At 60.7% G+C, this 25,364-nt stretch carries 21 protein-coding genes and 2 tRNA genes; 13 read left to right on the top strand and 10 right to left on the bottom strand.

Translation table 11 applies throughout. The annotated features are described in order from the left end of the window. Window positions 1–9: 9 nt before the first annotated feature. The 9 genes from JL2886_RS04600 (at window position 10) to JL2886_RS04560 (ending at window position 9,149) form a co-directional block, all read left to right on the top strand. Window positions 10–777 carry a crotonase/enoyl-CoA hydratase family protein gene (locus JL2886_RS04600; protein WP_065270939.1) on the top strand — a complete coding sequence of 256 codons (768 nt, stop codon included), beginning with the start codon at window positions 10–12 and terminating at the stop codon, window positions 775–777. Window positions 778–781: 4 nt separating this feature from the next. After that, window positions 782–1,264 (top strand): MarR family winged helix-turn-helix transcriptional regulator, encoded by a 483-nt coding sequence (locus JL2886_RS04595; RefSeq protein ID WP_065270938.1) that lies wholly within the window; start codon window positions 782–784, stop codon window positions 1,262–1,264. Between the two features lie 3 nt (window positions 1,265–1,267). Continuing rightward, window positions 1,268–3,082, top strand: a complete 1,815-nt coding sequence (locus tag JL2886_RS04590) for a feruloyl-CoA synthase (protein ID WP_065270937.1) — start codon at window positions 1,268–1,270, stop codon at window positions 3,080–3,082. A 13-nt stretch (window positions 3,083–3,095) separates the two neighbouring features. Beyond that, entirely contained in the window at window positions 3,096–3,968 is an 873-nt protein-coding gene (locus JL2886_RS04585; RefSeq protein ID WP_065270936.1) for an amidohydrolase family protein, read from the top strand. A gap of 1 nt (window position 3,969) precedes the next feature. Next, entirely contained in the window at window positions 3,970–4,434 is a 465-nt protein-coding gene (locus JL2886_RS04580) for a DUF3237 domain-containing protein (protein WP_065270935.1), read from the top strand. Between the two features lie 3 nt (window positions 4,435–4,437). After that, window positions 4,438–6,039, top strand: coding sequence for an acyl-CoA dehydrogenase family protein (locus JL2886_RS04575; RefSeq protein WP_065270934.1), 1,602 nt, complete (start codon window positions 4,438–4,440; stop codon window positions 6,037–6,039). A gap of 163 nt (window positions 6,040–6,202) precedes the next feature. Continuing rightward, window positions 6,203–7,150 (top strand): Bug family tripartite tricarboxylate transporter substrate binding protein, encoded by a 948-nt coding sequence (locus tag JL2886_RS04570; RefSeq protein WP_065270933.1) that lies wholly within the window; start codon window positions 6,203–6,205, stop codon window positions 7,148–7,150. Window positions 7,151–7,211: 61 nt separating this feature from the next. Then, window positions 7,212–7,637 (top strand): tripartite tricarboxylate transporter TctB family protein, encoded by a 426-nt coding sequence (locus JL2886_RS04565; RefSeq protein WP_065270932.1) that lies wholly within the window; start codon window positions 7,212–7,214, stop codon window positions 7,635–7,637. Window positions 7,638–7,649: 12 nt separating this feature from the next. Next, entirely contained in the window at window positions 7,650–9,149 is a 1,500-nt protein-coding gene (locus tag JL2886_RS04560; RefSeq protein ID WP_065270931.1) for a tripartite tricarboxylate transporter permease, read from the top strand. A gap of 247 nt (window positions 9,150–9,396) precedes the next feature. Here JL2886_RS04560 and JL2886_RS04555 read toward each other — a convergent pair. Continuing rightward, window positions 9,397–9,471: transfer RNA gene (locus JL2886_RS04555), tRNA-Glu, on the bottom strand. 837 nt (window positions 9,472–10,308) lie between these two features. On the opposite strand from JL2886_RS04555, the gene JL2886_RS04550 reads away from it, so the two are divergent. Beyond that, the gene (locus JL2886_RS04550; protein WP_065270930.1) at window positions 10,309–13,245 is read left to right on the top strand and encodes a calcium-binding protein; all 2,937 of its coding nucleotides are present in this window, start codon (window positions 10,309–10,311) and stop codon (window positions 13,243–13,245) included. A gap of 251 nt (window positions 13,246–13,496) precedes the next feature. Here JL2886_RS04550 and JL2886_RS04545 read toward each other — a convergent pair. From JL2886_RS04545 to JL2886_RS04525, 5 genes are all read right to left on the bottom strand, one after another. Further along, a tRNA-Glu gene (locus tag JL2886_RS04545) sits at window positions 13,497–13,571 on the bottom strand. A gap of 98 nt (window positions 13,572–13,669) precedes the next feature. Then, complete coding sequence (gene recJ, locus JL2886_RS04540; RefSeq protein WP_065270929.1) at window positions 13,670–15,415, bottom strand: single-stranded-DNA-specific exonuclease RecJ; 1,746 nt, start codon at window positions 15,413–15,415, stop codon at window positions 13,670–13,672. A gap of 106 nt (window positions 15,416–15,521) precedes the next feature. After that, the gene (glpX, locus tag JL2886_RS04535; RefSeq protein ID WP_065270928.1) at window positions 15,522–16,505 is read right to left on the bottom strand and encodes a class II fructose-bisphosphatase; all 984 of its coding nucleotides are present in this window, start codon (window positions 16,503–16,505) and stop codon (window positions 15,522–15,524) included. A gap of 155 nt (window positions 16,506–16,660) precedes the next feature. Then, on the bottom strand, window positions 16,661–17,947 hold the full coding sequence (locus tag JL2886_RS04530; RefSeq protein WP_065270927.1) for a homoserine dehydrogenase: 1,287 nt from the start codon (window positions 17,945–17,947) through the stop codon (window positions 16,661–16,663). Window positions 17,948–18,082: 135 nt separating this feature from the next. Continuing rightward, window positions 18,083–18,349 (bottom strand): hypothetical protein, encoded by a 267-nt coding sequence (locus JL2886_RS04525; RefSeq protein ID WP_237028420.1) that lies wholly within the window; start codon window positions 18,347–18,349, stop codon window positions 18,083–18,085. A gap of 130 nt (window positions 18,350–18,479) precedes the next feature. Here JL2886_RS04525 and JL2886_RS04520 point away from each other — a divergent pair, with 130 nt between their 5' ends. Further along, a complete protein-coding gene (locus JL2886_RS04520; RefSeq protein ID WP_065270925.1) occupies window positions 18,480–19,067 on the top strand; it encodes a TetR/AcrR family transcriptional regulator in 588 nt (195 codons plus the stop codon). A gap of 53 nt (window positions 19,068–19,120) precedes the next feature. On the opposite strand, the gene JL2886_RS04515 is transcribed toward JL2886_RS04520, so the two are convergent. Beyond that, window positions 19,121–20,032 (bottom strand): pirin family protein, encoded by a 912-nt coding sequence (locus JL2886_RS04515; protein ID WP_065270924.1) that lies wholly within the window; start codon window positions 20,030–20,032, stop codon window positions 19,121–19,123. Between the two features lie 194 nt (window positions 20,033–20,226). Here JL2886_RS04515 and JL2886_RS04510 point away from each other — a divergent pair, with 194 nt between their 5' ends. Further along, window positions 20,227–20,718: a hypothetical protein gene (locus JL2886_RS04510; protein WP_065270923.1), complete on the top strand. Its 492-nt coding sequence runs from the start codon at window positions 20,227–20,229 to the stop codon at window positions 20,716–20,718. 69 nt (window positions 20,719–20,787) lie between these two features. Here JL2886_RS04510 and JL2886_RS04505 read toward each other — a convergent pair whose 3' ends face one another. Genes JL2886_RS04505 through JL2886_RS04495 form a run of 3 tightly spaced genes read right to left on the bottom strand, consistent with a single transcriptional unit; the run spans window position 20,788 to window position 23,576 of the window. Continuing rightward, the gene (locus JL2886_RS04505) at window positions 20,788–21,384 is read right to left on the bottom strand and encodes a TadE/TadG family type IV pilus assembly protein (protein WP_065270922.1); all 597 of its coding nucleotides are present in this window, start codon (window positions 21,382–21,384) and stop codon (window positions 20,788–20,790) included. 3 nt (window positions 21,385–21,387) lie between these two features. Beyond that, window positions 21,388–21,912, bottom strand: coding sequence for a TadE/TadG family type IV pilus assembly protein (locus JL2886_RS04500; protein ID WP_237028419.1), 525 nt, complete (start codon window positions 21,910–21,912; stop codon window positions 21,388–21,390). 8 nt (window positions 21,913–21,920) lie between these two features. Next, window positions 21,921–23,576 carry a TadE/TadG family type IV pilus assembly protein gene (locus JL2886_RS04495; protein WP_065270920.1) on the bottom strand — a complete coding sequence of 552 codons (1,656 nt, stop codon included), beginning with the start codon at window positions 23,574–23,576 and terminating at the stop codon, window positions 21,921–21,923. A gap of 342 nt (window positions 23,577–23,918) precedes the next feature. Between JL2886_RS04495 and JL2886_RS04490 the strand changes: the two genes are divergently transcribed. Next, window positions 23,919–25,349 carry a Glu/Leu/Phe/Val family dehydrogenase gene (locus JL2886_RS04490; RefSeq protein WP_065270919.1) on the top strand — a complete coding sequence of 477 codons (1,431 nt, stop codon included), beginning with the start codon at window positions 23,919–23,921 and terminating at the stop codon, window positions 25,347–25,349. Window positions 25,350–25,364 lie beyond the last annotated feature (15 nt).

Here is a 25,364-nt window from a genome sequence, read left to right as displayed (position 1 = left end):
ATCTCGCGCATGAGCGATCAGATACTCAAAATCGACATCAATGACAGCATCGCCACCCTGACGATGAACCGCCCGGACAAGCGCAACGCCATGTGCGAAGAGCTGCTGGAGGCGCTGGATGCCTTCTTCTCGGCGCCGCCAAAGGACGTGCGCGTGGTCATCCTGACCGGCACCGCAGGGCATTTCTGCTCGGGGTTGGATCTGTCGGAACATGTGCACCGCTCGGCCGAGGAAAACCTCTATCACTCGCGCCAGTGGCACCAGGTCATGGAGAAGATCCAATTCGGCGGGTTGGCTGTTGTGTCCGCCATGTTCGGGGCGGTGATCGGCGGCGGGCTGGAGCTGGCAAGCTCGACCCATGTGCGGATTGCGGAGCCTTCGACCATCTTCCAGTTGCCTGAAGGGCGGCGCGGTATTTTCGTGGGCGGCGGCGCCACCGCGCGGGTCGGGCGTCTTCTGGGCGCGGACCGGATGACCGAAATGATGCTGACGGGGCGCAAATACGATGCCGAAACCGGTGTCGCGCTTGGCCTTGCCCATTATGCGGTGGGTGAGGGTGAGGCACTGGAGCTGGCGCAGACGCTGGCAGGCAAGATCGCCCGCAATGCGCCCTTGTCGAATTATCTGATGATCCAGTCGATTGCCCGCATCAACGATATGTCGCAGGCCGATGGCCTGTTTACGGAATCGCTGGCGGCGGCACTGTCCCAGACCACGCCGGACGCCGAGGAAGGCCTGCGTGCTTTCCTTGAAAAACGCGCACCTAAGTTCCGGTGATCCGATGAAGACCGTCATCAAAGAGCCTGAGCCTGAAATGGGCGTTTCTCACGTCAGCGATGAAACACTGCGCGCGTTTGTCGGCTATCACATGAAGCGTGCGTTCAACGTCGTGCAGACCGATCTAGCCCGGACGCTGAAGCCTTTTGATCTGCGGATGCTGACCTACACGGCGCTGGTGCTGATCGTCGACAATCCGGGGTTGCGCCAGTCGCAGCTGGCGGATGCGATGGATGTGGAACGGCCCAATCTTGTCGTGATCATAGACGAGCTTGAACGGCGCGAGCTGATCGTGCGCGACCGGGTGCCGACGGATCGGCGGGCCTATGCGCTGAAGGCGACGCTGGCCGGTCGCCAGCTCTGTGAAAAAGCGGTTGCTGCGGTGACCGCCCATGAACAACGCTTGCTGGAGAACATGGATGCAACGACCCGCGACACGGTGATCGCGGCGATGCAGCTGATCCAGAAGAGCCTGTCGAAAGGATAGACCATGAAACGGACGTCCAATTTCCTGCCACACGCCGTCACGCGCGAGGATCGCCCCGATGGCAGCCTGCTGTTGCGGTCTGAATACGATCTGGGGCCGGTAACAGAGCGGACTGGTGACTGGCTGCACCGCTGGGCCGAAGAGGCGCCCGAGCGGGTGTTTCTGGCCGAGCGCAGTGGCGCGGGCTGGCGCGAGGAAAGCTATGCGGCGACCCTGCAGCAGGTGCGCGCCATTGCGGCGGCGCTATTGGCGCGGGGCATGGGGGCGGATACGCCGATCCTGATTATGTCGGGCAATGGCGTCGATCACGGGCTGTTGTCGCTGGCCGCGCAATACGCCGGTGTGCCGACCGTACCGGTGGCCGAGCAGTATTCGCTGATCCACGGCGCCCATGGCCGACTGCGCCACGCCATCGAACTGGTGCGGCCAAAGATGGCCTATGTTGTCGATGCCGATCAGTACGGCGAGGCGCTGAAACTGGATGCCCTTGAGGGTGTTGAGATCGTTGCGACCCGCACCGGCGGCGCCGATGTCACGGCCTTTGCGGACCTTCTGAAAGGCGATGCGGGCATCGATGTGGATGCAGGCTTTGCCAAGGTGACGCCCGATACCGTCGCCAAGATCCTGATGACCAGCGGGTCGACCTCGAACCCCAAGGGGGTGCTGACCACGCAGCGGATGATGTGCGTCAATCAGACCCAACTCGCCGACAGCCTGCCGTTCCTGCGGGCGCGCCCGCCGCGCATCGTGGACTGGCTGCCCTGGAATCATGTCTTTGGCGGCTCGCATAACTTCAACATGATGCTGGCCAATGGCGGCAGTTTCTACATCGACGATGGCAAGCCGGTGAAGGGCCTGTTCGATCGCACCGTCGAGAACCTGTCGATGGTGACCGGCAGCCTTGTGTTCAACGTGCCCATGGGTTTTGCCATGCTGCTGGAGGCACTGGAAAAGGACGCCGGGCTTCGTCAGCGTTTCTTTGAAGAGCTGGACATGATCTTTTACGCCGGTGCCTCACTGCCGCAGGAGGTCTGGTCGGGTTTCGAGACCATGGCGATGGAGATCAAGGGCGAGGTGCCGCTGATGACCTCCTCCTGGGGGCTGACGGAAACCGCCCCGGCGACCATGATCCAGCAGGAGCCGACGGAAAGCTCGGGCGTGGTGGGCGTGCCAATGACCGGCGTGACCCTGAAATTGATCCCGGATGACGACATGCGCTGCGAAGTGCGGGTCAAGGGACCGAACGTGATGCCCGGTTATTTCGAAGACCCGCAAAAGACCGCCGAGGCCTTTGACGAGGAAGGTTATTTCATCACCGGCGATGCCATGGTGTTCGTCGACAAGGACGACATCAACAAGGGCATGCGCTTTGACGGGCGGATTTCCGAGGACTTCAAACTGCTGACCGGCACCTGGGTGCGGGCGGCGGGCCTCAGGATCGAAATGCTCTCGACCCTTGCACCGCTGGCCGCCGATCTGGTGGTGACCGGGCAGGACAAGAACGAGATCGGCGTGATGATCTTCCCCAACCGCGAGGCGATCGAGGCAGCAGGCTTCACGCTGGAGGAAGACGGCGGCGCGCTGGTCTGTCCGCAGCTTCTGTCCGACATTCATCACCGGCTGAACGAGCGCGCCGGGCGGGTTTCCGGCTCCTCTACCCGGGTGGTGCGCGCCATTGTGCTGGCCGAGCCGCCTTCGCTCACCGATGCTGAGATCACCGCCAAGGGCAACCTCAACTTCCGCAAGGTGCTGACGCGCCGCGCAGATCTGCTGGAGCGGCTTTATGACGACGCTGCCAGCGGCATTGCGAAACTCTGATAGGAACACAACGATGGTAGATTTTTCCAAGGTCCGCGCGATCGACTTCCACACCCACGCCGAAGAGCCCTGCGGCTGCCATGCCGATGACGGCTATGATGAACTGCAGGCCACCATGGCCAGCTACTTCGGCGCGCCCTGGCAGCATCCGCCCACCGTGCCGCAGACCGCTGCTCATTACCGCGAGCAGAACATCGCCGCGGTGATCTTCCCGGTCGATGCCGAGCGTGAAACCGGTTATCGCCGCTACAAGAACGAAGAGGTTGCCGAACTGGCGGCCGAGAATGACGACGTTCTGATCCCCTTTGCCAGCATCGACCCGCACAAGGGCAAGATGGGCGCCCGCGAAGCGCGCCGCCTGATCAAGGATTTTGGCATCAAGGGGTTCAAGTTCCACCCGACCATGCAGGGCTTCTATGCCAATGACCGTATGGCCTACGACCTGTATGAAGCGATTGCCGAAGAAGGCGGTATCGCCCTGTTCCACACCGGTCAGACCGGCGTCGGCAGCGGTATGCGCGGTGGCAACGGTATGCGGCTGAAGTATTCCAACCCGATGTACATGGATGACGTGGCGGTGGACTTCCCGGACATGAAGATCATCCTCGCGCATCCGTCCTTCCCCTGGCAGGAAGAGGCGCTGTCGGTGGCTCAGCACAAGCCCAACGTCTATATCGACCTCTCCGGCTGGTCGCCCAAGTATTTCCCGGAGATCCTGGTGAAATACTGCAACTCGATCCTGAAGAAGAAGGTGCTGTTCGGATCCGACTGGCCGATGATCACGCCGGAGCGCTGGCTGTCTGATTTCGAGAAAATTGCGATTAAGGACCACCTGCGCGAAGACATCATCAAGGGCAACGCCATGCGTCTGCTTGGGGTCGACTGAGATGGAGATCCCCGCACCAAAGCTACGCCATGCCTTCCGCCTGCGGGTGGAACTGGGTGCCCCGATTGAAATGGGGCAGGGACGCGCGGGTGTGCGGCGGATCATACAGATCATCGGGGGCAAGGCGCTTGGCCCCGATCTGACCGGCGAGGTGCTGAACCTCGGGGCCGACTGGCAGACCATCTACAGCGATGGCGCCGCCCATCTTGATACGCGCTATGCGGTGAAAACCGAAGACGGCGCGGTGATCGAGATCGTCAACGTCGGCAGCCGTCACGGCCCGCCTGATGTGATTGCGCGGCTGGCCAAGGGCGAGGATGTGGACCCCACCAGCTATTACATGCGCACCGCCGCGCGGCTGGAGACCGGCGATGACCGCTATGCTTGGGTCAATCACATGCTCTTTGTCTGCTCCGGTATCCGCCGGGCCTCTGCCGTTGAAATCGACTATTATGCAGTGGAATAACCAATGAAGCCTTTTGCCGCCCCTGTTGAGGACATTCTGTTCACGCTGAACCATGTGGTGGGCACAGCGGATCTGCCGGATTGGGATGCGGAATTTGCATCCGAGATTGCCGGACATTTCGCGTCCTTTGCCGAAGGTGAGATCGCGCCGCTGGATGAACCCGGTGATCTTGAGGGATGCACGCTGACGGATGGCCGCGTTGCGATGCCCGCTGGCTTCAAGGACCTCTACAACTCCTATGCCGGACAGGGCTGGCCGGGCCTCACCATCCCCGAGGACTTCGGAGGCCAGGGCATGGGCGCGATGATGCTGGCGATCACATCCGAGATTTTCTCAGGCGCCAATCATTCCATGCAGATGGTCACCGGGCTGGTTCCGGGGGCTGCGCGCACTCTGACGCGGTTCGGCACGGCGGATCAGCAGGCCCGCTACCTGCCGTCGCTGGCTTCGGGGGAGACGCTGGCGACCATGTGCCTGACAGAACCCGGAGCGGGATCGGACCTCTCGCGCGTGCGTTGTCGTGCTACCGCTGATGGGGATGGCTGGCAGATCACCGGTGAGAAGATCTTCATCTCCGGTGGCGACCAGGACATGAGCGACAAGGTCCTGCATCTGGTCCTCGCGCGAACCTCGGATAACGGGATCAAAGGGCTCTCTCTGTTCCTGTGTCCCTGCACTCGCGCCGATGGCAGTCGCAACGCTGTCACCGTCACCCGGATCGAGGAAAAGATGGGCCTGCATGCCTCGCCCACCTGCCAGCTGGCCTTTGATGGCGCCGAGGCCGAACTGATTGGCGCCGAGGGGCAGGGGTTGATGGCGATGTTCACGATGATGAACCACGCCCGCTCTGACGTGGCGCTTCAGGGCGTGGCCCATGCGGCGCGCGCCCATGATGTTGCGGCATCCTACGCGGCTGAGCGCCAGCAGGGACGCGGCGCGGATGGACAGCCGGTGACGCTGGATGGCCACGCGGATGTGCGCCGGATGCTGGATGAGATCGACGCCGGGGCACTGGGCGCTCGCGCCATCGCGCATCTGGCCTTTGTCACCATGGAGAAGGGCGACAATCCCGATCTGGTGGAATTCCTGACCCCCTTGGCCAAGGTCAGCGGCACCGAAGCCGGTATCCGCGGCGCCGAACTGGGGGTGCAGGTGCTGGGCGGCTATGGGTATCTGCGCGAATACCGGTTGGAGCAGACCTATCGCGATGCCCGCATCACCGCGATCTATGAAGGGGCTAACGGCATTCACGAGCGCATGCTGGCGACACGTTTGCTGGGTACACCCCCGGCGGAGGCCTTTGCCGCCTTTATGGCGGCAGAGGGCAAGGAGGCCGAGGCCGTTGCTGCTGCCTTGGAAGGCTGGAACCTTGCGCGAAAACAGTTGCTGGACAACCCTGACCCAACCGCCTTTGCGCATGAATTCTATCTGCTGACCCGCGATACGCTTTTGACGGCGCTGTGGAGCCGGGTTCTGCGGGCCGCATCGGCCCATTCGGATCCGCAGCGGCTGACGCGGGTCGCCACGCGCCAGCTGGAAGTGATTGCCGCAATGCGTCCGGCGCGGCTGGCGTTGCTGGGAGTTGCGCAAACCTCCGGGGCATAACCATCCGGCGCAGGTGAGGAGATCTGCGCCGTCTGGCCGAGGAAATTCACTGTTGATCAAGGGGAGAGGTAAATAGTTTTCTGGTTAAGTAACTTTCCAGGAGGAGACCCGTCGCGCCTGTTTGTGGGTGACGGAGGAAAGACAACAAAGAGGAGGAAATCACATGACACTTAAATCCCGGATTCTGGCGCTTGGCGCCGCCGCGATGATGACGCTTGCCGCGCCGCTGGCCGCAGAGGGCTGGAAACCCGATGGAGCGCTGACCATTCAGGTCGGTTTTGGTGCCGGCGGATCGACAGACACCATGGGTCGCGTGCTGGCCAGCGTGATGGAGAAAAACACCGGCTGGGACATCGTGGTCGAGAACAAGCCTGGCGGCGGCGGCGTTGCCATGTTCACCGGCCTGTCGCAGCGCCCCCCGCAGGGCAAGGTCGTTGGCATGGGGGTCAGCATCCCCGTTCTGGTCCAGTTGGTTCAGCGCGGCGATCAGCTGCCGTTTGATGTCGACAGCTTTGATTACCTTGGCACCGTCGCCAAGGCAGAGCTTGCGCTGGTGGCCAGCGCCGATGCGCCCTTTGACGATCTGGAGGGCCTGATCGCCTACTCCAAGGAGCAGGGGCAGCTGGCGGTTGCCACCATGGCGCCGCCGCAGGTTCTGATGATGAAGGCAACGACCAAGACCACCGGGGCGGATTTCAACCTGGTGACCGCCGATGGCGGTGCCGAGGTGATGAAGCTGATCCTGGGCGGTCAGGTGCTTGCGGGTTTCGGATCGGGAGAGCAGTTTCCCTATCTAGAATCCGGCGACATGAAGGTGATCGCTGGCGCCAACCAGTCGCGCTTGAGCTATGCGCCGGAGGTCAAGACCTTCGTGGAATCCGGCATCAACGCCTATGTCGATCCGGTGTTCTATCTGGCGACCACAAAAGGCACCGATCCTGCCGCGGTCGAGGCCATCGCGGCCGCGATCGATGAAGCGGTTGCCTCTCCCGAAATGGCTGAAATCGTGCAGAACGCGGTCAAGGGCGCGCCGATCAACATGGGACCCGAGGGTACCCATAAGATGATGACCGACGGTCTGGCAAACGCAGCCGTGTTGTTCGCGAAATAAAACCGCAAACCGCCCTGCGCGTGTTCGCGCGCAGGGCGGTTTCAGAACTTGGGAGGGTTCCATGGGTTTGTCTGCCGACCGTGCTTCGGGCGCGTTCTTTCTTCTGCTTGGTCTTGTGCTCTATTTCCTGGTCATCCCCTCCTATGTGGAGCGGGTCGAAGGGGGAAATCTGTCACCGGATACGATGCCCAATCTGATTTCCATTGTGATCGCCGTTAGTGGCGCGTTCCTGATGCTGAAACCGACCGGTCACCGCACCCAAAGACCGCATGTCTTTGCGATTACAGGCGCCTATGTGGCGGTTCTGGCGGGCGGAATCTACGCGATGTCACTGTTCGGTTTTGAATATGTCGCCCCGCCGCTGGCCCTCGCGATCATGTGGATGATCGGGGAACGCCGCCCGGCCTGGCTGGCGGCGGGCGTCATCGTCATGCCTGCGCTGATCTGGTTCCTGGTGACCTACGCGCTTGGCCGCGCCTTGCCCTGAGGGAGTGTGACCATGGTGGATTTTTCAACAATACTGGCCGGATTTGGCGATGCCTTTTCCCTGATCAACTTGCTGTTCGTCATCTGCGGCGTGATCCTGGGGCAATTCGTCGGCGCGGTGCCCGGCATCGGCCCGATCATGGCCATGGCGATTGCTATTCCCTTTACCTTTGCGCTGGATCCGCTGGTGGCGATTTCCTTTCTGGTGGGGGTCAACAAGGGCGGACTGGTTGGCGGCGCGGTGCCTGCGGTTCTGATGAATACCCCCGGCACCCCCGATGCCGCGGCAACCGCGATGGACGGCTACCCGCTCGCCAAGAAGGGTAAGCCCCTCAAGGCCACCAAGATGGCGCTGTTTTCCTCGGTGACAGGCGATACCTTCAGCGACATCGTATTGATTACCGTGTCGGCGCCGCTGGCGGTTCTGGCCCTGCGCATGGGCCCGATTGAGATCGCCGCGCTGATGATCTTTGCCTTTTCCGTTCTGGCCGGGTTGATCGGCAATTCCCTTACCAAGGGTATCATCGCAGCGGCGCTGGGATTGCTGGTGGCTTCGGTCGGGACCGATCCGGAGCATTACACACCTAGGCTCATCTTTGGCTATTGGGATCTGTTCGACGGGTTGCCCCTGCCATCAGTTGCGATTGGCATGCTCGCCATTTCGGAAATCCTGCGCCGCATGTCCGATGCCCATGGCAGCGTCCGTTCCGCCATCATCATGGAGGATACCGGCAACCCGGACGACCGTCGGGTGACCTGGGCGGAATACTGGTCCTGTCGCTATACCATGCTGCGCGGTGCCACCATCGGAACCATTTTCGGCGCCTTACCGGGGATCGGTTCGACCGCTGCCGCCTTCATGTCCTATGCCTTCACCAAGGCCCGCTCAAAAGATCCGCAAAGCTTTGGCAAGGGCAACCTGCATGGCATCGCCGCAGCCGAATCCGCCAATTCTGCGGTTGTCGGCTCTAACCTGATCCCGCTGTTGACGCTGGGCATTCCGGGCAGTGTTAGCGCGGCGCTGATCATCAGTGCCTTCATGATCCACGGCATGCAGCCCGGACCGCTGCTGTTCGAAAATCAGGGGCGGCTTGTCTACGGGCTGTTCGGGGCCATGATCATGGCGAATTTCATCAACCTGTGGATCGGGCAGGTCGGGCTGCGGCTTTGGGTCAAAGTGGTGTCGGCGCCGGAGTCCATCATCTTTTCCTCGGCGGTTCTGTTGTGTTTTGTCGGGGTGTCGATGGCAACCAACGGATTGTTCGGCGTTGCGATCATGCTGATCTTCGCGGTGATCGGGTACCTGATGTCCAGTTTTGGCTATCCGCTGGTGATCTTCATCATCGCGTTCTTTCTGGGACCAAGATTCGAGAAATCCATCGCACAATCGCTTGCGCTGACGAACGGGGATCTGACCCAGGTTCTGAAAAGCCCGGTTGCCGTCGCTTTGCTGCTTTTGTCGGTGGTGTCTTTCGTGTGGTTCCTGGCCCGCAGCCGGGAGGCCGAGCTGTGACTATCTGAGCTCGGCCGAAGGTCAGAGCAGCATGAACAGAGGGAATTGCCCGAGAGGGCAGTTCCCTTTTGCCCTTCGAGAGGGAGGCCTACGGCGGTTTGAACGGATGAAGCCTGATCAGGGCAGCCGATAGGGTAAGGATTAATGGGCTGGACCCGGGCGGCGCTGCGGCTGGGTTTCACTAGCTCGAACAGCGCAACAGGACCGCAAACCGCATGCCAGGCTAAGATATCAATATGGGATAAAGTGGCAGCCCGTAGGGGAATCGAACCCCTCTTTCCAGGTTGAAAACCTGGCGTCCTAACCGATAGACGAACGGGCCACTCTGTGCGTGAGGCGCTATGTACTCAGTCAGGTGAGTGGGCGCAAGAGTGATTTTTGCTCATTTGGGAAGAAATATTCGAGGCGGGTGTTCCGGGTGGTTTCATGGGCAGTTCGCGTCCCCCCAAAAGCGGCGTCAGAAGGCCTGCGCTGCAATTCGGTCAAAGGTTTTCTCCACATTGATATGTCGTGGGCCAGCCTCTTCTTTGCGTATCACTCCCTGATTTTCCACAACGCTTTATGGTTGTCTTGGTTCCGGCTGTGAAAACTGGCCTAAATATCGATTGAAAGCGGTGCGGGCTAGGCGCTGAGCGTTTTCGGCGCATCGCGCGCGGCCTCTGGGCTTGTGAAGAGAGGCGGGAAGGGTAGGTCAGGCCGCAGTCAGGAGAATCAAGTTTTCGGAAAATCAACATTCTGCTGCGCTGAACCTTATGCGAAAAACGCAATTTCCGGGCGGGGTTACGTCTGGGTGTGGTGCTTTCCCTCGCGAAAACAGGGGCTGTCGGCAAAAAATCGCCTGTCGCCATCGGTCTTGAAAACGATTGGCGGCTCACTATGAGATTTCATACTTTATGTTCGTTTTTGTAAAATAAATTCAATTATTTGCATTCATCTTTTGCGGTGCGCGTCAGGCGGCGTGCAGCGGGCTTAATATGGGGCGGGGAGCCTCGTCCTCAGTCTTTTTTGCGTCTTTTGATCAAGATCAAAAGACTTTTGATCCGCGGTTTGTAAACATCAAGACATCCGCATGTGAAGGCGCGCGAACACATGATGCCGAGCCGGTCTTTTGCGGGCGGAAGATTTTGAAACTTTGAAGCGTATTGCCGGGGGACCCATCATGGCAGATCAAGTGCTCAACCAGACACCCACGTATACAGTGACACACACCTTCAGCACAAATGATGTGACTGGTACCTTCGGTGGGCTGACACAGGGCGACGTCCAAGACGGTGATCCTGCCGTTGTGGATTTTTCCGCCGAACCGGTGATCACCAAAGAGGGCGTCGCGCTGTATCCGGTAAACAGCGAATTTGGCTATAACGTCATTGATTTCGACCAAGCGATTGAAAAAGACTTTTTCGACGATCCGGAATACGAAGAAGGCTTCGTTGGCGATCTGTCCGGCGAGGGCGGAGAGCATCTGGGGCTGGTGGTTTCGAACGCCCCCACCGATGTTTTTCAGACCCCGGCAGTTCACGGCACCTGGCTGGCTGGCCTTGGTGGCAACACGGTCAAAGCCTCGACCGAACACTATGTGGTGATGCAGCAGGTGCTGTCGGATCAGCGTTTCCCCGGTGATCCGGATGCAGAATACCAGCTGGACGACAATCTGTGGATTGTTGGCGGCGAATACGACGGTCAATATGTGGCGGACGTGCTGCCTCAGGTCGGCGATGTAAACGGCGACGGTGTTCTGGATCTGAAGGATGTGCTGGAGCCCAACGAAGCCACCATTCAGGAAAACATCGCGGTCGGTAACGACTATTCGGTGACGCTGAAGGATGACGGCAAGCTGCTTTATCGTTGGGGCAATACCATCAAGAAGCCGAACGATGTGCGCATCGAGGCCGAGCTGCCTTTGCCGGACGAATGGTCGACCCCGGATGCCGACAATGATGATCTGATCCCGCTGTTCCAGATCACCCAGGCCGAGCTGGTCACCCGTCACACGATCACCAACAACCCGAACGACCAGATCCGCCCCGAGGATTTCGAGAACGAATCCGCCATTGGTCAGCTGCCCACCTATGAAATCCTTGAGGATGGCAAATGGGTTACCACCGATGACTACTATGGCGGTGATGGCACCCTGTATCCGGCAGGCACCGTTCTGAAAGATCCGGCGCTGGCTGCGGCGGCGCAAGGCTCGACCCTGGATCAGATCGGCGCCATGTCGGAAGATCTGGAAGAGGGCTATACCAACGCCTGGTACACCACCATGGATCGCGAGCCTTTTGAGGCGGTGCTGAATGAAGATGGCACCGAGTACATCGTCGGGCCGCGCTGGCGCCTGCAGCCGGATAAATACGGTCAGGATCTGCCCAGCGTCGTCATTCCGACCGACCCGAGCTTGGAGCCGCCGACCACCAACGATCAGGTGAAATACGAAGTCGGCGAAGACACCCAGACCGTGATCAACCTTCTGGACTGGGAATTCCCCGTATCGCCGCTGGCGATCAGTGCTGGCTGGCAGAACAACGCGGGTTCGGTGTCGATCAACGGTCTCAACATGACCAACAATTTCGACGTGGCCTTCTACGTCAAAGGCGATATCAAGCCTGCGACGCTTTATGACACCCAGCTGATCATGAGCTATGAAGAAGTCACCATCAACGGCAAGGGTGTAGGTGTTTCCGGTTCCACCGGGGATGACACTCTGGTCGGCCAGGGCGGCAACACCATGACCGGCGATGACGGCGATGACCTGTTCGTTCTTTCCTATGGTGTCACCAACGACTATTCGAAGATCGTTAGCAGCACTATCACCGACTTCCAGCAGGGAGAGGATGTTCTGGGACTGATCGATCTCAGCGTCACCGACGTCAACTTCAAGGATGTGGTATCGCAAAGCGTCGAAGGTGACGGTTTGCACGTCAGCCTCGGCGATTACGAGATCGCAACGCTGAGCGGTGTCACCTCCGAGCTGGAATTGGAAGATTTCCTGCTGATCAACCGCAGCAGCGATACAGCCGTGACCGGAACTCTGGATGACGACTATATCGTTGGCGATGATTTCAATAACGTTCTGATCGGTTTGGCTGGCAACGACACGATCTTGGGACTTGGTGGTGACGATGAACTCATTGGCAACCGGGGTGACGATTCGCTTGACGGTGGTGCAGGTGATGACTTGCTTGACGGTGGTATCGGTGCAGATGTGCTGATCGGTGGTACAGGTATTGATACGGCGACCTATGCGACGTCCGTCAATGGTGTGACTGTCAACCTTGAAGACGGCACAGGTGACGGGGGCAAGGCGAACGGCGATACCCTGACCGAAATCGAAAACATCATCGGCTCCGGGGCTGCGGATACTCTGATTGGTTCGGACGACGCAGACAACACCCTGACCGGTGGCGGCGGAGACGACCTGATCCGCGGCCGGGATGGTCAGGATGTTCTGATCGGTGGCGAAGGTGCTGACACGCTGAATGGTGGAGACGGAACTGATCAGGCGTCCTATGACGAATCTGCGGCAGGCGTGTTGATCGATCTTGATGCGGGAACGGCACAGGGCGGCGATGCAGAAGGGGACGTGCTGCGCAACATTGAAGACGTAACGGGCTCTATGCTTGACGACCAGCTCACCGGCGATGCCGCTGACAACAAACTGATTGGTCTGCAAGGCGCTGATTATCTGATTGGCAATGATGGGGCTGACAAACTGGTTGGGCGTCTGGGTGAAGACACCCTACGCGGTGGTTTCGGAGGTGATGTCCTTGATGGCGGTAGGCAGAATGACCGTCTTAGTGGCGGTGCGGGAGACGATTTGCTGAAAGGTGGCACCGGTGCCGACATTCTGAACGGCGGCCTGGGAGTGGATACCATTTACGGTGAAGGCGGTGATGATATCTTCCTGTTCAACAGTGGCAGCGATGTGCTCGACGGTGGCTTGGGTGATGACCGGGCCAAGTTTGACGGGGTCGAAGCCGACTTCACCATTGTGGACAACGGATCCGGCTCCTGGGAAGTCACCGAGATTGCCACGGGTGATGTCGATACTCTGACCAGCATCGAGACCCTGGTCTTTGACGATACGCTGATCCTGGCGTAAGCCTGAACAGATAGTGACTGGAAGCGGCCGTGGACCTTTGGGTCTGCGGCCACTTCTCTTTTGGAGTGCCTGAATTGGCCACCGGGGCCGACATCCTCACGGCGCAGAGATCGTCAGGGGCTGATGGGGCCCTGCCTCGGCTTTGTGAAAAGCATTACTACGCACATGCGGATCTGAACGCAGTTGGGCGCAAATCAGTGAATACCACGACGAACGAGGCGGCAAATTTTCGCTATTCAGGAAGGGAAAAGTGGCAGCCCGTAGGGGAATCGAACCCCTCTTTCCAGGTTGAAAACCTGGCGTCCTAACCGATAGACGAACGGGCCACTCTGTGTGTGAGCGGTGTTTAGATATTCCCGTCAGTTGCCGCAAGCGAAAAAACGGGGTTTCAGCGAAAATATTTCCCTGCCGGAGAAAGCGCCCTTCAGGACGCTGGCGCGGCGTCCTCCAGGCGCAATTGCGGGCTTTGACGACCGCCCCAGGTGTTGATCTCCAGCCGTCCGGCAAAGTGGAATCGGGCGCCGCCATGATCCAGCAGCCGGGGGCCAAGGTCGGTGTCGAAGGCGCCGAAACAGATGGCGTCAATGCCGCTGCTCAGCCCGTCGCTCAGCGACAGTTTTAGATGCGATTCTCCGACCCGTTTGGCAAAGCGGACCTCAAGATCGGGAAAGGCATAGCGTGGGGCAGGGGCCCCGGCGCCAAATGGACCGGCCTGTTCTATCTGCTCGATCAGGTTGATCGAGGCGGCGCCGGGCATCAGCATCCCGTCGAGCTTCACATCTGCCGGGCCAAGGTCCCCGGCGCCTTGTTTCGCCAGCAGATCGCCCAGCCGCGCCATAGCCTTTTCCAGCCTGTCCCGCGCGACGGTCAGACCGGCGGCCATCTTGTGCCCGCCGCCCTTGATCAATTGGCCTTCGTTGGCTAGCCGCTGGATCGCTGCGCCCAGATCGATGCCGCTGACCGAGCGACCCGATCCCTTGCCCTCGTCTCCGTCCAGGCCGATGACCACCGCCGGACGGCCTGCGGCTTCTTTCAGGCGCGAGGCAACGATGCCGACCACACCCGGATGCCAGCCTTCGCCTGCGGCCCAGACCAGCGGTGCATCAAGCCCACGTGCCTCCGCCTGCTCCAGCGCGGCAGCGCGCACGGCGTTTTCGATGTCGCGGCGTTCGGTATTGAGTTGGTCAAGGCGTTCGGCCAGCGCTGCGGCCTCATGCGGGTTGTCGCTGGCCAGAAGGCGCGCGCCCAGATCCGCCTTGCCGATGCGCCCACCGGCATTGACCCGCGGTCCCAGCAGAAAGCCCAGGTGATAGGTGGAGGGCGCCGAATCCATGCGGCTGACATCGGCCAGCGCCACCAGGCCCACGCGTTTGCGCGCCGCCATGACCTTGAGCCCCTGACGCACCAGCGCCCGGTTGGCGCCGATCAGCGGCGCCACATCCGCCACCGTGGCAAGGGCGACAAGATCCAGAAGAGCCATCAGGTCCGGTCCGGTCCCAAGCCCCTTTTCCCGGGCCTGCCGTCGCACCTCGACCAACATCAGAAACACCACGCCTGCAGCGCAGAAATATCCCAGATCCCCGTCTTCATCCTGCCGGTTCGGGTTCACCACCGCCACGCAGTCGGGCAGGGTTTCTCCGCCTAGGTGGTGGTCCAGCACGATCACATCGGCGCCTTTGGCCGCTGCGATCGGTCCATGGGACAGCGTGCCGCAATCGACACAGACGATCAGATCGTGATCGCGCGCCAGCGCTGACATGGCGGCGTCGTTTGGGCCGTAACCCTCGTCGATACGGTCGGGGATATAGAGCGTCGCATCCTGCCCCATGGCCCGCAGCCAGACCAAGAGAAGCGCCGCAGAGCTGCCGCCGTCGACGTCGTAATCGGCAAAGATGGCGATGCGCTGGCGTTGTTCGACCGCCTCCAGGAACCGGGCGGCGGCTGTTTCCATGTCCTTCATGCGCCGGGGATCGGGCAGCAGGTCCTTCAACGCGGGGGTCAGGAAGCCGGTTGCCTCATGGGCGGGAACGCCGCGCCGGGCGAGGACCTGACAGACGGCGGCGGGCAGGCCCGTTTGCTGTGCCATGGCCTCGGCTGCGCGTTCCAGATCGATGCCCGGACCCAGCCAGCGCCGTCCGGTGAGTGACTGTTCAACCCCTAGAAAGCTCACGCATCTCTCCCATGCAGGAAGGCCGGGCCCTGCGGACCCGGCCCTTTGAAAGTTTAATCCGACCGAGCCGTCGCGCCGCTGTGCTCGGGCCTGACAGTTGGCTGGATCAGCCCTGTGCCTCAACCGGGGTGCGGTAGGACATGCGGCGGACCGAACCGGTTTTCGACCGCATCAGCAGGGTGGTGGTTTCCAGCCAGCCCGGCTCGCGCTTGATGCGCGGCAGCAGTGAACCACCGGTGACGCCGGTGGCGGCAAAGATCACGTCCTGGGTGACCATCTCGTCACGGGTGTAGACGCGGTCCAGGTCGGTGATGCCAGCTTTGGCGGCGCGGCCCTTTTCGTCATCGTTGCGGAACAGCAGACGGCCAAAGATTTGACCACCCATGCATTTCAGCGCCGCAGCGGCCAGAACACCCTCGGGGGCGCCGCCTTGGCCCATGTACATATCGATGCCGGTCACTTCGGATTCGGCGCAATGCATGACGCCGGCCACGTCACCATCGGTAATCAGGCGGATCGAAGCGCCGGTTTCACGCACTTCGGCGATCATCGCTTCGTGGCGGGGGCGTTCCAGAATGCAAACGGTGATGTCCGACGGCGCGCATCCCTTGGCCTTAGCCAGCGCCTCGACCCGTTCACGCGGGGACATATCCAGCGAAACGACGCCTTCGGGGTAGCCCGGGCCGATGGCCAGCTTGTCCATATAGGTGTCAGGCGCGTGCAGCATCGAGCCGCGCGGACCCATGGCGATCACGGTCAGTGCGTTGGGCATGTCCTTGGCGGTCAGGGTGGTGCCTTCAAGCGGGTCCAACGCGATGTCCACGCCAGGACCATTGCCGGTGCCGACCTCTTCGCCGATGAACAGCATCGGAGCCTCGTCCCGTTCCCCTTCGCCGATGACGACGACGCCTGCGATGTCCAGGAGGTTCAGCTGTTCACGCATGGCGTTCACGGCGGCCTGGTCGGCAGCTTTTTCGTCGCCGCGCCCGATCAGCGAGGCAGAGGCCAGTGCGGCCTGTTCGGCGACCCGGGCCAGGCCCAGAGACAGCATGCGGTCGTGAAAGGGGGCGTCAGAGCTGGTCGAGGTCATACTCAATAATCCTGTGTCAATCCGTATGGGTTGCTTGTCGATACCCCGCGCAGGGCGCTGCGGGCAAGGGATGATCGCGCGGATTGGACCAGTTCCGTGGCCATTCCGCGCGGTATTTCATGGTTCTGCCTTCTGGATGAGGGCAGGGCGTCGCCTCAGAGTTCTTCGATACGCAGGGCCACAGGCGCGCCATCGACGACGCCGGTGGCTGCCAGACCGGCAAGGGCATCGTCCAGCATGGCGCTGGTGCATTTGTGGGTCACGATCAGAACCGGGGCGATTGTTTCGGAATGGCCGTACTGGCGCATCCGGTCGATAGATACGCCAGCATCGCCAAGCGCCGCGGCAACCTTGGCCAGGGCACCGGGTTTGTCCTGAAGCGCCATGCGCAGATAATAGGGCGCGGGCAGGCCGGACATGGCCGAGGGCGCTTCCTGCAGGGTGGCGGCGGGCTGACCAAAGGTAGCAATGCGCAGACCCCGCGCGATATCGCAGATATCGCCGAGCACGGCGCTGGCGGTCGGGCCTTCACCGGCGCCGGGGCCGCGCAGCACGATCTGATCGACGGCATCGCCTTCGATCACGACCATGTTGGTGCCGCCTTCCAGCTGGCCCAGCGGCGAATTCGCGGGCACCAGGCAAGGCGCCATGCGCTGTTCCAGCCCGCGGGCAGAGGTCTGCGCGACGCCCAGAAGCTTGATCCTAAAGCCCATGTCGGCGGCGTGGCGGATGTCTTCGATGGCGATCCGCTGGATGCCTTCCAGCTGCACATCGTCAAAGGCGGGTTTGGTGCCAAATGCAATCGCGGCCAGCAGGGCGAGTTTATGCCCGGCGTCGATGCCGCCCACGTCCAGCGTCGGGTCAGCTTCGAGATAGCCCAGATCGTCGGCTTCCTTGAAGACCGTCTCATAAGGCAGGCCGGAATGCTCCATCCGGGTCAGGATGTAGTTGCAGGTACCGTTCATCACGCCCATGACGCGGGTGATTTCGTTGCCGGCAAGGCCCTCGGTCAGGGATTTGATCACCGGGATACCGCCTGCGACGGCGGCTTCGAAACGGATCACGCGGCCTGCGGCCTCGGCCTGTTCGGCCAGAGCCTGACCGTGGATCGCCAGCAGCGCCTTGTTTGCGGTGACAACGTCCTTGCCAGCGGCCAGCGCCGCCTCCGTCGCCTCTTTGGCAGCGCCTTCGTGGCCGCCCATCAGTTCGACAAAAACGTCGATATCGTCGCGTTTTGCCAGCGCCACGGGATCGGTTTCCCAGGCATAGGAGGACAGCGAAACGCCGCGATCCTTGGTCGCGTCACGGGCTGATACAGCGGTTATCACAACAGGGCGGCCTGTGCGCGCCTCCAGCAGTTCGGCCTGGCGGCGGATGATTCTTACCACGCCGACGCCGACCGTGCCCAAACCTGCAATCCCAAGGCGAAGCGGCTCTGTCATAGCTGGAGATCCTTTGTCACATAATCTTTGCCCCGCCTTAGCGGGTTCGGCGCAGCGGTGCAACGGCGCCGGACCGAGTGGCGCCGGAAAGCGGTATCAGAAAATGGAAAGGGTGGCGTCAGAGGCGCAAATGGCTCAGTTCTGCGCTTTCCTGAGCTCTTCTGCCCGGGCCTGCAGGCGCGCGGTGCGGGCCGCCATCTCCTGCTCCAGATCGCTGCTTTGCTCTTCGGGGACCGGCAGAGGGGTAACCAACTGGTCTACGGGCAGGAGCGGCGGATAACTGGCCGAGCGCATATCCGGCGACAGTCTGTCCTCGATTTCCGGTACCCGGGTACAGGCCGCAACCGCGATTGCTGCAGACAGCAGGCCAAGAAAGGAGATATGGGCAAGGCGCAGAGGCATCATCGGTTCACGGAGAGTTGAAGCATCAGGCGGGTCCTTCTCGCTTACGCGTGGCTCCTTGATGCACAATTGCAGACAAGGGCACAAGCGGGGCTTTTATCTGAACAAATGTTCAGTTAGCTTTGAACGCATGGCACGTACTCAAGGCTCACACTCCGATATCACCGGCCCGCGCATTCAGGCGGCGGCGCTGCGGCTGTTTGCACAGCATGGCTACGCCGCCGTGTCGATGCGCCAGATCGCGGCAGAGGTCGGGGTGCAGGCCGGGGCGCTATATAACTATACGCCGGACAAACAAAGCCTGCTGTTCAGCCTGATGCAGCGCCACATGAGTGAGTTGATGGAGGCTTGGCAGGCGGATCCAGCGGTGGAGGGCGCGCTGGGGGAGTTGGAACGTTTCGTGCGCTTTCACATTCGCTTCCATATGGAGCGGCCAGATGCGGTCTTCATCGCCTACATGGAGCTGCGCAACCTGTCAGATGAGAACTTCGCCGTCATCGAAACCATGCGCCGCAACTATGAGGACGCGCTAGAGGCGGTGCTGAAGCAAGGCGTGGAGGAGGGGGTGTTCCGGATCCCTGACACCAAGATCGCAACGCTGGCGGTAATCGCGATGCTGAATGGTGTCATGACCTGGTATCGCACCGGCGGCCGCCTGTCGTTGCAGGAGGTCGAGACGATCTACTGGGACATGGTACGCAAGGCCGTCGCGGCCTGATCCGCCGGTTTGGCCTGCCCCCGGATGGATCGGAGGCAGGGTAGGGGCCGGGCTCAGTGCGCCGGTTTGATGAAGGTGCCGTTGTTCAGATCGCGGAAGGCCTGACGCAGCTCGGCTTGGGTATTCATCACGATCGGGCCATGCCACGCCACCGGCTCTTCGATCGGCGCGCCGGAAATAAGCAGGAAGCGCAGCCCTTCGGGACCGGCCTGAACGGTGATCTCTTCGCCAGTGCCAAAACGCACCAGCGTGCGGTCGCCGGACATGTCGCGAATGTGCAGCTCTTCGCCTGCCACTTCTTTTTCCAGCAGAACACCCTGTGGGCGGGATGCATCCACAAAGGCGCCTTGACCTTCGAAGATATAGGCAAAGGCGCGGCGGTAGGTGTCGATCTTGAAGGTCTTCTTGACCCCGGCGGGGACAAAGATATCGAGATACTGCGGGTCTGCGGCGATGCCATCCACCGGGCCGGTCTTGCCCCAGAATTCGCCGACGATGACTTTGACGCGGGTGCCGTCATCGTCGATGATCTCGGGGATCTCCTTGCCTTCGACATCCTGATAGCGCGGATCGGTCATCTTCTGGCTGGAGGGCAGGTTGCCCCACAGCTGAAAACCGTGCATCTGGCCGTTGATGTTTCCCTTGGGCATCTCCTGGTGCAGGATACCGGATCCCGCTGTCATCCATTGCACGTCACCAGCGCCCAGCGTGCCGGTGTTACCAAGCGAGTCGCCGTGCTCCACGGTGCCAGAGAGCACATAGGTGATGGTCTCGATACCGCGGTGGGGGTGCCAGGGAAAACCGCGCATGTAGTCCTGCGGGTGCTCATTGCGGAAGTCATCGAACAGCAGGAACGGATCCAGTTCGCTGGGGTCATGAAATCCAAAGGCCCTGTGCAGCTTTACACCGGCGCCTTCCATGGTCGGCATGGCGTTGCGGGTCTCGACAATCGGTCTGATGGACATTTGGAGTCTCCTGGCCTTTTCGCTTTGATGTACAGATAGAGGGGTTTGGGCTGCCCGCAAATCACGATGGTGGGAGAGGCACTGTGCGCAAATGCGCAATACCGGCCCGCCGAGGGTCGCATTGCATCGCAGGGCTGTTCGCCTGCGCCATTTCAGGCTATGCCGCGCTAGAGCACAGTGCAGGAGACAGGCGCATGAATGACGAGGTGGTGGCAAAGATCGAGGCATCCGGTCCCCGGCGTGTCATGGGAGTAGGGATGCTGGCTTCGGTGGGGATTATCCTGATCTACGTGGCCTTTTCCACGCCGCCCTCGGCAGCATGGTTGGTGTTTCTTCTGGTGGTTGGCTGCGCCGCCCTGTGGCTGGCGGTGCGCATGTGGCAGGCGACGGCCTATCGGATCGAGCTCACTGAAGAGGTGTTGCGCTGCACGGACGGGACCGAGATTGCACGGGTTGCGGATATCGAAACCATCGATCGCGGTTTCTTTGCCTTCAAGCCTTCGAACGGGTTTCTGATGCGCCGGAAAACCCCGGGTTCCCGCGCCTGGATGCCAGGCCTCTGGTGGCGCATGGGGCGCCGGATCGGAATTGGTGGGGTGACGCCGGGCTCGCAAAGCAAGGCTATGTCGGAAATCCTGGCGGCCATGATCGCCCGGCGCGATATGGGTGCTGACCTAGAGGGCTGAGCGCGCTGACACAGAGCGCGCGTTCTCTCCTGTTGTTATCTGACTAACCCGTTCCGGCCAGAGGCGGGTTCAGAGGCCCATCGAATTGTCGTTATGGCTGTTGCCGTTGGCCTTGTCTTCGATAAAGACGACCTGCGGCGCAAAACGCGGGCGGGTGAAGACGAAATTGTTGATGTCCATCGTCGGAATGCCGATGCGGAAGGCCGGTTCCACTGTGTTGTTGGTTTCCACCAGGATCACGCGCTCCTGATCGGGCATCGACGGCAGATCGTCCTTAACCAGATGGATGGTGGCATCGGTCCATTCCTCGTAGCCACCACCGCGCACTTTGGACCAGTCCACGTAATAGCTTTGGTCTGCTTCATCCCAGCGCACGACAGATACCCGCATTCCAAGCGAGCTGTCACCGCGGATCAGCAGCCCGGCCATGGCGTACATACTGTCCAGATAGGTGTCGTTGATATAATTGGTCTCGCGCGAGATCAGGTCTGAGATCGTGTAGGCCGCCTTCAGGTTCATGCTTTCCTGCCGGAAGGCATCAAAGAAGGTGTAAAAGGCCGCAAAGGTTCCCAGAAGAAGCGGCGCATAAAGCGCGAATTCAACCGAGACCGAGCCTTCGCTGTCGCGACAGAAGGATTTCAGGCGGTGACGCAGGGCTTTGAACATGGCTTACCTCGGTTCCTGAACGAAGGCTGACGCGGCAAAAAGGCTGACACGGCCGTCCGCATCCTTGCCCAGATCTCCGCCCAGCCCCCAATCGGAGAAAATCGGACGGAATTTCATGCAGGCGCGGATCAGCATCAGCTCGTTTGACTGCCCGTTTGTGAATGTGCGCACTGGCTGCACGTCTTCGATGCGGCTGACACAGTCGGGTTCGGGGTTGATGCCGGTCCAGTTAAAGGGATCCTGGCTGACCATCTCCAGACGCAGGGAGGTGGCACAATTCTCGATGAAACCTGACAGGTCGCATACACGGTCGCGGATTGCGTCATGTTGCGCCGGTTCGCCCGTTGAAAGGCGCAGCTCGCGTACCGTCTGATCCAGTGCCCGCTCCAGCTGCGACTGGCGGATATTGACCAGACCCAGCTCAACGGTGGACATCAGGATCATCAGGAAGGCCGGGATGATGATGGCGAATTCCAGCGTGGCGCTGCCGTCGTCCTGACGGCGGAAACGCGTAAGGGCGGTATGCATGTGGCGGATCATTGGGTCAGCCTCAGCTGGCGGATGGAGGTGGCGATCGAGGCAAAGGCCTCGGAGATTTCCAGCCCGTCCACATCAAAGAAATGTGCGGGCGAGCTGGCGCAGTCTTCCAGCACGCGAGTCCCGTTGCGCGGTGCTTCGAAGCCAACGGTGTAGATCATCACGCCCTTGTCCCGGGTGCGGTCGCAGATATTCTTGGTGTGCTGGTCTTTGGCTACGCGATTGTGGAAATACGTTCCGGCATTGTACCAGTCTGCCCAGGCGCTGGAACTGAACTCGTAGTTGTAGCGCGCGTTCCATGCGAGCGAGGCCCGCGCGAACAGCTCATGGTACTTCAGCTGCACGGCTGTACCGGGCTCCGCCTCATCTCTGCAGTTGTAGGGATTGCCGTAGTAGTAATCGCATACAGTGTGGGTGCCATTGCCGTAGGGATGGTCGTACCAGTCGTTCTTGTGCGGCCAGTAGTAATTTTTCGTGCCATTGGAGTGGTAGACGGAGTAGCGCCCAGTTTCAGCGTTGTACCAGACATCTGACATGGTGCTGCGGCGCGAAGGGTTCATCATGTATTGGTTGGTGTTCTCGCCATCGGACATCAGAATGATGATCTTCAGCGTGTCGCCGTTGTTGTACTCGGTCGGGCGGTTCAAAAACTGCGCTTCGATCTCGCCATCGTCAATCAGTGCGTTGACCACCGGCCGCGCGGTCGGGTCCAGCAGGGCGGAGCCCCATTTCATGCCGATATCGATCGAGGTATTGCCCCAGGCTGTCAGCCCGTCGATGTAATTGTGCAGGGTGGTTGGATCGTTGGTGAAGGGCAGGATGGCCGATCCGTCACGTGTCGGGCAGACCGGGCGGGCGATCATGTTCTCAGAATAGGTGAACGGGTCGAAATGCGCTGTGCGCTCCAGCCGCTCGGCCGGGTCCAGCGTTGTCTTGGCGTATTGATCGTAGACGAAGTTCACGCAGTGCGAGTAGTTCCATTCGCTTGCCGGAAGGTCATCGAAGCCTGCGTTGTACTTGCTCAGAAGCGCTTCGCCCGCGTTGACTTGGGTGGCATAGGGAATGATCGAGATCGACAGGTTGTCTGTATTGGTGTTCTGGGTGATCTGATCGATGAAACTATGCGCGGCGGACTTGAGGTTGATCAGCCGCCGGTTCGAGTTCATTGAGCCAGAGATATCCAGCACCATGGAAATCTCTACGCTGCCGATGGTCTCTTCGGCGCGCGAATTTGCGTACATCGGCATGTCACTGCCACCAGAGAACTTCAGCAGGTGGGCATTGAAGGTCGTGTTGATTGTGCTTTCGACACTCTTGTAGCCGAGCCCCTGCGACACCTCAGGCGGTTGATAGTATTCTTCCATTCCGGCTTTGCTCAGGTAATCCTGCACCACCACTTCGGGGGCCAGTGGCTGGTCCAGATCGGCAGCCGCCAGCACCGCGCGGTCCAGAGTGTACTGCAGAACCGTCCGGTCGCGCTCCATCCGCATCAGGTCGATGCCGATGCCGCCAACGGCCAGCATCGCCAGAAAGAAGAAGATGGTCGGCGCGGCCATGGCACCGCTGTCATCCCGTGCAAAGGCGCGCATCCGGGCCATCTGCCGGGTCAGGACGTCCTTACTGATATCTTTTGCGGCTCTGCGACGCACACTCATATTACACATCCCCTATGCCCGTTCTGTTTCGGACGACGGTCTTCGGATTTTGGTGGCTGGCGTTTATGATTGCTTGGGGAAGATGGCGGAAATGGGGCACGACAGGGGTAAAACCTTAACAATTGTTACCATCCGCTTAATCAATGCTAGGTGAGGGGCGGTAGATTGTTTCGGTTTGGGAAAAAGTGCCGATTAGACCAAAGAGCGAATCGCTGACCAAAAGTTGCGAAGATGATTCTTTTGGATGGGAATGGTCAAAAAGGTCGCATGCCTTAAACATCCGTGCATAGAGTTGCCTTAAGTTTCATCACGAGTCGCGCAATAAAGCACGGAGAAGCGAGCATGAGCAGCCAGAACGAACCCAGTTTCCGCGAGAGCGTCGATTTGATGTTCAACCGGGCGGTCTCCATCATGGACCTGCCGCCGGGGCTTGAGGAAAAGATCCGGGTTTGCAACGCGACCTACACGGTGCGGTTTGGCGTGCGCCTGCGCGGCAAAATCCATACCTTCACCGGCTATCGCTCGGTGCATTCCGAACATATGGAGCCGGTCAAGGGCGGTATCCGCTATGCCATGGGCGTCAATCAGGACGAGGTCGAGGCGCTGGCGGCGCTGATGACCTATAAGTGCGCCCTGGTCGAAGCGCCCTTTGGTGGCTCCAAGGGCGGTCTGTGCATCGATCCGCGCGAATACGAAGAGCACGAGCTGGAGCTGATCACCCGCCGTTTTGCCTATGAGTTGGCGAAACGCGATCTGATCCACCCCAGCCAGAACGTTCCGGCGCCCGACATGGGCACCGGTGAACGCGAAATGGCCTGGATTGCCGACCAGTATGCGCGCATGAACACCACCGATATCAACTCTCGTGCCTGCGTCACCGGCAAGCCCCTCAATGCTGGCGGGATCGCTGGCCGGGTCGAGGCAACGGGGCGCGGCGTGCAATACGCCCTGCGGGAGTTCTTCCGTCACCCCGAGGATATTGCCAAGGCGGGCCTGTCGGGCACCCTCGATGGCAAGCGCGTCATTGTGCAGGGGCTTGGCAACGTGGGCTATCACGCCGCCAAGTTCCTGAGCGAGGAAGATGGTGCTCTCATTACCGGGATCATCGAACGCGACGGTGCCCTGCACCGCGAAGAGGGGCTGGACGTGGAGGCCGTGCGCAACTGGATCGTCAAACATGGCGGCATCTCCGGGTATCCCGACGCCACCCATACCGCCGATGGTGCCGCGCTTTTGGAGCAGGACTGCGACATCCTGATCCCGGCGGCGCTGGAAGGTGTCATCAACATGTCCAATGCAGCCCGCATCAAGGCGCCGCTGATCATTGAGGCCGCCAATGGCCCGGTCACCGCCGGTGCGGATGAGGTGCTGCGCGACAAGGGTACGGTGATCATTCCCGACATGTACGCCAACGCGGGCGGCGTGACGGTCTCTTACTTTGAATGGGTCAAGAACCTCAGCCACATCCGCTTTGGCCGTATGCAGCGCCGTCAGGAAGAGGCGCGTCACCAACTGGTGGTGGACCAGATGGAGAGCCTGAGCGAGGCGCTGGGCAAGACTTGGTCGCCAAGCCCGGATTTCAAACAGAGGTATCTGCGCGGTGCCGATGAGCTGGAGCTGGTGCGTTCCGGCCTCGATGATACCATGCGTATCGCCTATCAGTCGATGCGCGAGGTCTGGCATGACCGCGACGACGTGATGGACCTGCGCACTGCCGCTTATCTGGTCTCGATCGAAAAAGTCGCAGCCAGCTACCGCGCCAAGGGGCTGTAAGGGGCATTTCTCGCA

This window comes from Phaeobacter gallaeciensis (assembly GCF_001678945.1).
Taxonomy (GTDB): domain Bacteria; phylum Pseudomonadota; class Alphaproteobacteria; order Rhodobacterales; family Rhodobacteraceae; genus Phycobacter; species Phycobacter gallaeciensis_A.
The sequence above is the reverse complement of the archived record's forward strand: the minus strand, read 5'-3'. Positions and strand labels throughout refer to the sequence as shown.

What these genes read in the sequence shown, in the direction of transcription:
- JL2886_RS04600 (WP_065270939.1), top strand. Translation starts at nt 10, where the DNA reads ATGAGCGATCAGATACTCAAAATCGACATCAATGACAGCATCGCCACC.
- JL2886_RS04595 (WP_065270938.1), top strand. Translation starts at nt 782, where the DNA reads ATGAAGACCGTCATCAAAGAGCCTGAGCCTGAAATGGGCGTTTCTCAC.
- JL2886_RS04590 (WP_065270937.1), top strand. Translation starts at nt 1,268, where the DNA reads ATGAAACGGACGTCCAATTTCCTGCCACACGCCGTCACGCGCGAGGAT.
- JL2886_RS04585 (WP_065270936.1), top strand. Translation starts at nt 3,096, where the DNA reads ATGGTAGATTTTTCCAAGGTCCGCGCGATCGACTTCCACACCCACGCC.
- JL2886_RS04580 (WP_065270935.1), top strand. Translation starts at nt 3,970, where the DNA reads ATGGAGATCCCCGCACCAAAGCTACGCCATGCCTTCCGCCTGCGGGTG.
- JL2886_RS04575 (WP_065270934.1), top strand. Translation starts at nt 4,438, where the DNA reads ATGAAGCCTTTTGCCGCCCCTGTTGAGGACATTCTGTTCACGCTGAAC.
- JL2886_RS04570 (WP_065270933.1), top strand. Translation starts at nt 6,203, where the DNA reads ATGACACTTAAATCCCGGATTCTGGCGCTTGGCGCCGCCGCGATGATG.
- JL2886_RS04565 (WP_065270932.1), top strand. Translation starts at nt 7,212, where the DNA reads ATGGGTTTGTCTGCCGACCGTGCTTCGGGCGCGTTCTTTCTTCTGCTT.
- JL2886_RS04560 (WP_065270931.1), top strand. Translation starts at nt 7,650, where the DNA reads ATGGTGGATTTTTCAACAATACTGGCCGGATTTGGCGATGCCTTTTCC.
- JL2886_RS04550 (WP_065270930.1), top strand. Translation starts at nt 10,309, where the DNA reads ATGGCAGATCAAGTGCTCAACCAGACACCCACGTATACAGTGACACAC.
- glpX (WP_065270928.1), bottom strand. Translation starts at nt 16,505, where the DNA reads ATGACCTCGACCAGCTCTGACGCCCCCTTTCACGACCGCATGCTGTCT.
- JL2886_RS04530 (WP_065270927.1), bottom strand. Translation starts at nt 17,947, where the DNA reads ATGACAGAGCCGCTTCGCCTTGGGATTGCAGGTTTGGGCACGGTCGGC.
- JL2886_RS04525 (WP_237028420.1), bottom strand. Translation starts at nt 18,349, where the DNA reads ATGCCTCTGCGCCTTGCCCATATCTCCTTTCTTGGCCTGCTGTCTGCA.
- JL2886_RS04520 (WP_065270925.1), top strand. Translation starts at nt 18,480, where the DNA reads ATGGCACGTACTCAAGGCTCACACTCCGATATCACCGGCCCGCGCATT.
- JL2886_RS04515 (WP_065270924.1), bottom strand. Translation starts at nt 20,032, where the DNA reads ATGTCCATCAGACCGATTGTCGAGACCCGCAACGCCATGCCGACCATG.
- JL2886_RS04510 (WP_065270923.1), top strand. Translation starts at nt 20,227, where the DNA reads ATGAATGACGAGGTGGTGGCAAAGATCGAGGCATCCGGTCCCCGGCGT.
- JL2886_RS04505 (WP_065270922.1), bottom strand. Translation starts at nt 21,384, where the DNA reads ATGTTCAAAGCCCTGCGTCACCGCCTGAAATCCTTCTGTCGCGACAGC.
- JL2886_RS04500 (WP_237028419.1), bottom strand. Translation starts at nt 21,912, where the DNA reads ATGCATACCGCCCTTACGCGTTTCCGCCGTCAGGACGACGGCAGCGCC.
- JL2886_RS04495 (WP_065270920.1), bottom strand. Translation starts at nt 23,576, where the DNA reads ATGAGTGTGCGTCGCAGAGCCGCAAAAGATATCAGTAAGGACGTCCTG.
- JL2886_RS04490 (WP_065270919.1), top strand. Translation starts at nt 23,919, where the DNA reads ATGAGCAGCCAGAACGAACCCAGTTTCCGCGAGAGCGTCGATTTGATG.